Raw genomic sequence first — 6,585 nt, forward strand, 5'->3', positions numbered from 1 at the left:
CGCGTGATCAATCAGAAGCACTTCCACGTGCAGATCATGGGTGGCGCGGCCCTGCACTTCGGCAACGTCGCCGAGATGAAGACCGGTGAGGGCAAGACTCTGACGTCGGTTCTTCCGGCTTATCTCAACGCGATCGCGGGTGACGGCGTCCACGTGGTCACCACCAACGACTACCTTGCCAAGCGCGACTCCGAGTGGATGGGCCGCGTTCACCGCGCCCTCGGCCTCGAGACCAGCGTGATCCTCTCGGGTATGACGCCGGCCGAGCGCCGCGTCGCCTACGCAGCCGACATCACCTACGGCACCAACAACGAGTTCGGGTTCGACTACCTGCGCGACAACATGACGCATTCGTTGGACGACCTGGTCCAGCGTGGCCATGCGTTTGCCATCGTGGACGAGGTCGACTCGATCCTCATCGACGAAGCCCGAACCCCCCTCATCATCTCGGGCCCGGCCGACGGCTCCAGCAAGTGGTACAGCGAGTTCGCGCGCATCGCGCCGCTGCTGAAGAAGGACGTTCACTACGAGGTCGACATCCGCAAGCGCACCATCGGTGTGCACGAGGCGGGCGTCGAACTGGTCGAGGACCAGCTCGGTATCGACAACCTGTACGAAGCCGCGAATTCGCCGCTGGTGAGCTACTTGAACAACGCGATCAAGGCCAAAGAGCTTTACACCAAGGACAAGGACTACATCGTCCGCGACGGTGAGGTCATCATCGTCGACGAGTTCACCGGCCGCGTGCTGGTCGGCCGCCGCTACAACGAGGGCATGCACCAGGCGATCGAGGCCAAGGAGAAGGTGGAGATCAAGGCGGAGAACCAGACCCTTGCCACCATCACCCTGCAGAACTACTTCCGTCTGTACGACAAGTTGTCGGGCATGACGGGTACCGCCGAGACGGAAGCTGCCGAGCTTCACCAGACTTACACGCTCGGTGTGATCCCGATCCCGACCAACCGTCCGATGGTCCGAGTCGACAACGGCGACCTCATCTACAAGACCGAGGAAGCCAAGTTCGACGCGGTGGTCGACGACGTCGTCGAGCGCCACGAGAACGGCCAGCCCGTCCTGATCGGTACCACCAGCGTCGAGCGCTCGGAGTACCTGTCCAAGCAGTTCACCAAGCGCGGCGTTGCCCACAACGTCCTCAACGCCAAGTTCCACGAGAAGGAAGCGACCATCATCGCCGAGGCCGGTCGCTCCGGCGCGGTCACCGTCGCGACCAACATGGCCGGCCGCGGTACCGACGTCGTGCTCGGTGGTAACCCGGACATCATCGCGGACATCGCGCTGCGCAAGAAGGGCCTCGACCCGGTCACGACGCCGGACGAGTACGAAGCAGCCTGGGACGCAGTCCTGGACGAGGTCAAGGCTGAGGTCAAGGCAGACGCCGAAAAGGTCCGCGATGCCGGCGGCCTGTACGTCCTGGGCACCGAGCGCCACGAATCGCGCCGAATCGACAACCAGTTGCGTGGTCGTTCCGGACGTCAGGGTGATCCCGGCGAATCGCGGTTCTACCTCTCGCTCGGTGACGAGCTCATGCGCCGTTTCAACGGTTCGGCACTCGAGTCGATCATGACGCGCCTGAACCTGCCCGACGACGTCCCGATCGAAGCCAAAATGGTCTCGAAGGCCATCAAGAGCGCTCAGACCCAGGTGGAGCAGCAGAACTTCGAAATTCGCAAGAATGTCCTCAAGTACGACGAGGTCATGAACCAGCAGCGAACGGTCATCTACAAGGAGCGCCGCCAGATCCTCGAGGGTGAAGACATGGAAGGCCAGGTCGAGCAGATGATCACTGACGTGGTCACCGCCTACGTCGACGGTGCCACCGCCGAGGGATACGTCGAGGACTGGGATCTCGAGCAGCTGTGGACGGCGCTGAAGACGCTGTACCCGGTCGGCATCGATCACAAGACGTTGGCAGGGGAGGACGGCGCAGGCATCAACAGTGACCTGAGCCGTGACGACCTGCGAACCGCTTTGCTCGAAGACGCCCACGCGGCGTACAAGAAGCGCGAAGCCGAGATCGATGCGATCGCCGGCGAAAACGGTATGCGTGAACTCGAGCGCCGTGTCTTCCTCTCGGTCCTGGACCGTAAGTGGCGTGAGCATCTCTACGAGATGGATTACCTCAAGGAGGGAATCGGTCTGCGTGCGATGGCCCAGCGCGATCCGCTGGTCGAGTACCAGCGCGAGGGTTACGACATGTTCATCGGCATGCTCGACGGATTGAAGGAAGAGTCCGTCGGATTCCTCTTCAACCTGCAGGTCGAGGCAGCTCCGGCGCAGCCCGCGAGCGGAATTTCCGTCACGGCCGGCTCGGCCGCTGCGGCGTCCGCCACGGCGCCCAAGCCGCTCCCCACGCAGGAAGCTGCGGCCAAGACTGCCGGAACTGCTGCCCCGACGGCGTTGCGCGCCAAGGGACTTGACGACGAAGGTCCGTCGCGTCTGACGTACACCGGCCCGGACGAGGACGGTAAGGCAAAGGCAACACGTGACTCGGCTGCCGACACCGGCGACGGTGCCGCCTCTCGTCGCGAACGTCGTGAAGCCGCACGGACGCAGTCGAAGAGCAATCGAGCTCCGAAGTCCAAGCGCAAGCGCTGACGTATTAGCGCAGTCAGTACTCGGCAGGCTGGACGGTCACACCACGTGTAGTGCGGTGACCGTCCAGCCTGTTTCGTCTGTGTGGTCGATCCGGCCTGCGACGGCAAAAGTCTGCGTGCCTCGTGTGTACGTCGCACAGACTTCGGCGGTACTCTCCGACACTGCTTGAACGTGGGTGCGGTGAACGGCCGCGCCGCCCAGCTTCCGGGCCGAGAAATCCGAAGTGTGAAGTCGCGCAACAACTTCCAGGACGGACGGCGTCAACACGCCCTTGAGCTGCCGCGGATTTCGTCGTCGGTCGACGGTTTCGAGAACCAGACGTAGTGATCGGTTCCAGAAGATGTCGGCACCTACCAGCCGCGGTTCCGGAGCGTGAGTGAACCCGGTACTGGGCGACGTTCCGTTGTGTGGCGTCTTTCGCGGGCGACGCAGCATCCGGTCTGTTCGGCACTGCGTTCGGTCTGGCCGGCACTGTGGCCGCGACAGCACGACGGTATGCGGGTGAGGCTCGAATTGCGGCGCCGGCTCGAGAACGATCTTGCAGTCCTGCTCCATGACATCCCCCCGGATGATCCTGCGTCCGAGACAGCTGTCTCGGACTTCGCTCCCCCGAGCGATGGTGAGAAGCATGACACGAATCGCTCGAGATGTCGCCGTGATCACCATCGCGACTTAGGGTGATGGCGTGCGGGGACTTCTGTTGGATGTCGGTGGCGTGCTGTTCGGTCCGGGATCGGATCTCGACGGCTTGAGCGCGGTCGTGCGCGCGGTGAAGGCCCGCGGAATCGTGACGGGAATCGTCAGCAACGATCCCGGCGGCGCCAGTGCTCAGTGGTTGCGGGATCTCGGCGACGGGGTCTTGGTCGACGACGTGATCTTGTCCGGTGATGTCGAGATGGCAAAGCCCGGCGACGAGATCTATCTGTTGGCAGCGAGTCGTTTGGGCGTCGAGCCGGAGGATTTCGTTTTCGTGGATGATCTCGAAATCAACGTCCGGGCGGCGGTGGCCGTCGGGATGGTCGGGGTCCATCACGTCGGCTCGGAATCGACCATCGAGGAGTTGTCGATTCTGTTCGATCTCGGCGAGGGAGGGGACACGAAGCCATGGTGAACAGACTGACGACTCAGGATGCCGCTTTCTACTTCCTCGAAGCCGGGACGACGCCGATGCATGTCGGCTCGTTGGGGATCTTCAGGCAACTGCGAAACGGGATCGATCACGAGGAATTGCTTCGTCTGGTCGAAGAGCGGCTCGGATCGGTTCCGCGTTACCGCCAGCGAGTGCGTGAGGTGGCGTTCGGCCTGGCCCGCCCCGTCTGGGTGGACGACTCGGATTTCGACATCACCTATCACGTACGCCGATCGGCTCTGCCCAAACCAGGTTCCGACGAACAGCTGATGGATCTGATCGCGCGGCTGACGTCGAGACCACTCGACAGCACGAGGCCGTTGTGGGAGATGTACCTGGTCGAGGGGCTGACCAGAAACAGATTTGCCATCTTCACGAAGTCTCATTCGTCGTTGGTGGACGGCGAGGCGGCTCCAGAGATCAGTCAGGTGATCTTCGATCCGGAGAAGAATCGAGCGCCAGGCCCCGAAGAATTGTGGATGCCCGCCAGGCCGCCGAGCGACACCAGCTTGTTGGTCAGTGCACTGGCAGATCTCGTGACGAGCCCGGGGGAGGGGATCGCACGGGCGCGTGCAGCGTTCAACGACGTGACCACATCCGTCACCGAGGCAGTGAGTGCACTCGGGAAGCTTGCAGAAGTGGTTCGAACGGCGACCCAGGTGGCCCCGTCGAGCCCGCTCAATGCCACCATCTCGCGCAATCGGCGACTTGCGGTGGCCAAGACGTCTCTGGAGGACTATCGACGCATTCGTGCGCGGTACGGGTGCGAGATCAACGACGTGATCCTGACCGTCATCGCGGGTGCGATGCGGAACTGGTTGCTCTCGCGCGGTGAACCGGTGACCGAGGCGACCATCGTGCGAGCGATGGTGCCCATGTCGGTCTACACCGACGGCCCGGAGAGTCCTGACGTCGACGATCCGCAAGCGCCCGGACATGTTTCCTCGTTCCTCATCGACCTGCCTGTCGGTGAACCCAACGCGGTGGTTCGGCTCTCGCACGTGGCCCATGCGACGGAGGCATTCGCGCGTCAGGGTCGGCGGGTCACCGCGCAGACGATGGTGCGAATGTCCGGGTTTGCGCCGGCGACGCTGCATGCGATGAGCTCGCGTGCGGCCAGCAGTCTGTCGCAGCGAATGTTCAACTTGATGATCACCAATGCGCCAGGGCCGCAATTTCCGCTCTACCTCGGTGGGGCTCGGATGCTCGAGATGTATCCCGTGTCGCCACTACTCAAGAATCAGACACTCAGCATCGCCCTGACGTCGTACGACGGAAATGTCTACTACGGTTTGAATGCCGACCGTGACGCGATGTCGGACGTCGACGTCGTTCGTTCGCTGATCTTCGAGTCACTCGAGGAATTGACGGATGCGAGTCGGTGACGAACGAGCATGAAGGTGGTCTCATGAGGGTGTACGTACCGGCGACGGTCGAGATTTTGCAGCAGTTGGTCGCAGACCAGGAGTTCGACCCGATGAGCCGGACGGCTTTTGCGGTCACCCCGACTCTGCGTGAGTCGTACGCGGCGGGGGACGACGACGAGTTGGCCGAGGTCGCCATGGGTGAGGCTGCGCGTGCGTCGCTGCGGCTGATCGCCGGAACCGAGGGTGACGTCACCTTCCGGCGTGCTGTCGTCGCTGCCGACGTCGACGATGCCGATGTGAAGTCACGGCCCGATCTCGACGATTCGGTAGTCCGATTGGCGGGTCCTGTCACGATGGCTCAGGTTGCATCTGTGCATGTCGACCTCGAACAGGCAGAATCGGACATCGAGCGCGCTGCTGGCATAGTCGACGCGGCGGCTCTCGGTGACGCCGATGCCGAGTTCACGCTCGGTGACGCGGAGGACCACGAGTTGGCGTGGTACGCCGCGCAGGAGCTGCCGTTCTTGCTCGACCTGCTGTGAATGTGCTTACCGTGAAGTAACCTACGGTACCGTAACCTGATAACCTACGGTACCGTAGGCAGTGGGTTCGGAAGGTGAGAGGTGGAGGTCTGATGGGTCTGAAGGACTGGATCGAGGCACCGGCAGCGTCGGTAGTTCCGGCAGCGCGGTCGAAGCTCAATCTGCTTCGCGGTGCGGCGGCTCGGCTGACCACACCATTGCTTCCCGACGACTATCTGCACCTCGCGAATCCGTTGTGGTCCGCCCGCGAGCTGCGTGGCCAGATCGTCGAAGTCCGGCCCGAGACCACGGACTCGGCGACCATCGTCATCAAGCCGGGTTGGGGATTCGACTTCAACTACCAGCCGGGGCAGTACATCGGCATCGGTCTGCATATCGACGGCCGTTGGCATTGGCGGTCGTACTCACTTACCTCGCCTCCCAACTGGGAGAACAAGCGCATTTCCATCGCGGTCAAGGCCATGCCCGAGGGCTTTCTCTCGAGCCACCTCGTCAGCGGGGCCGTGCCGTCGGGAACCATCGTTCGACTGGCCACGCCTTCGGGCAACTTCGCGTTGCCGGATCCGCCACCGGAGAAGATCCTGTTCATCACCGCCGGCAGTGGCATCACTCCGGTCATGGGCATGTTGCGGACGATGAACCGGCGCGGTCAATTGCCCGACGTCATGCACATCCACTCGGCTCCGACGGAATCCGACGTGATGTTCGCCGACGAACTCACAGCACTGCACGCCGAGCACGAGGACTTCGTGAGCCACGTTCAACTCACGCGACGTGACGGAAAGTTCAAACTCAGTTCTCTCGACACGGTCTGCCCCGACTGGCGCGAGCGCCACACCTGGGCGTGCGGACCCCTCCCGTTGCTCGATGAGCTCGAAGACGTCTGGAAGGCGGAAGGCATCGAGGATCGACTCCACATGGAGCGGTTCGC

General features: G+C 62.8%; 6 protein-coding genes. 5 read left to right on the forward strand and 1 reads right to left on the reverse strand.

Going from position 1 to position 6,585, the window contains the following annotated elements; all coding sequences use genetic code 11:
• On the forward strand, positions 1-2,616 hold a 2,616-nt coding region (gene secA, locus A2J01_RS09500), incomplete at its 5' end, for a preprotein translocase subunit SecA (RefSeq protein ID WP_064112587.1).
• Positions 2,617-2,652: 36 nt separating this feature from the next.
• Here secA and A2J01_RS09505 read toward each other — a convergent pair.
• Positions 2,653-3,282, reverse strand: coding sequence for an Rv3235 family protein (locus A2J01_RS09505; RefSeq protein ID WP_064112588.1), 630 nt, complete (start codon positions 3,280-3,282; stop codon positions 2,653-2,655).
• Positions 3,283-3,301: 19 nt separating this feature from the next.
• On the opposite strand from A2J01_RS09505, the gene A2J01_RS09510 reads away from it, so the two are divergent.
• The 4 genes from A2J01_RS09510 to A2J01_RS09525 all read left to right on the forward strand — a co-directional run.
• Complete coding sequence (locus A2J01_RS09510) at positions 3,302-3,727, forward strand: HAD-IA family hydrolase (RefSeq protein ID WP_064112589.1); 426 nt, start codon at positions 3,302-3,304, stop codon at positions 3,725-3,727.
• Entirely contained in the window at positions 3,721-5,130 is a 1,410-nt protein-coding gene (locus A2J01_RS09515) for a WS/DGAT/MGAT family O-acyltransferase (RefSeq protein ID WP_007731194.1), read from the forward strand. The genes A2J01_RS09510 and A2J01_RS09515 overlap by 7 nt, the downstream gene beginning before the upstream one ends.
• A 23-nt stretch (positions 5,131-5,153) precedes the next feature.
• Positions 5,154-5,654, forward strand: coding sequence for a DUF6912 family protein (locus A2J01_RS09520; protein ID WP_064112591.1), 501 nt, complete (start codon positions 5,154-5,156; stop codon positions 5,652-5,654).
• A gap of 92 nt (positions 5,655-5,746) precedes the next feature.
• The coding region (locus tag A2J01_RS09525) for a ferredoxin reductase (protein WP_064112590.1) at positions 5,747-6,585 on the forward strand (839 nt) is incomplete at its 3' end.

This window comes from Rhodococcus sp. EPR-134, from assembly GCF_001647205.1.
Lineage (GTDB): Bacteria > Actinomycetota > Actinomycetes > Mycobacteriales > Mycobacteriaceae > Rhodococcus_F > Rhodococcus_F qingshengii.

Excerpts from the sequence above, each read along its gene's own strand:
- A2J01_RS09505 (WP_064112588.1), bottom strand. The coding sequence starts at position 3,282 with ATGGTGATCACGGCGACATCTCGAGCGATTCGTGTCATGCTTCTCACC.
- A2J01_RS09515 (WP_007731194.1), top strand. The coding sequence starts at position 3,721 with ATGGTGAACAGACTGACGACTCAGGATGCCGCTTTCTACTTCCTCGAA.
- A2J01_RS09520 (WP_064112591.1), top strand. The coding sequence starts at position 5,154 with ATGAGGGTGTACGTACCGGCGACGGTCGAGATTTTGCAGCAGTTGGTC.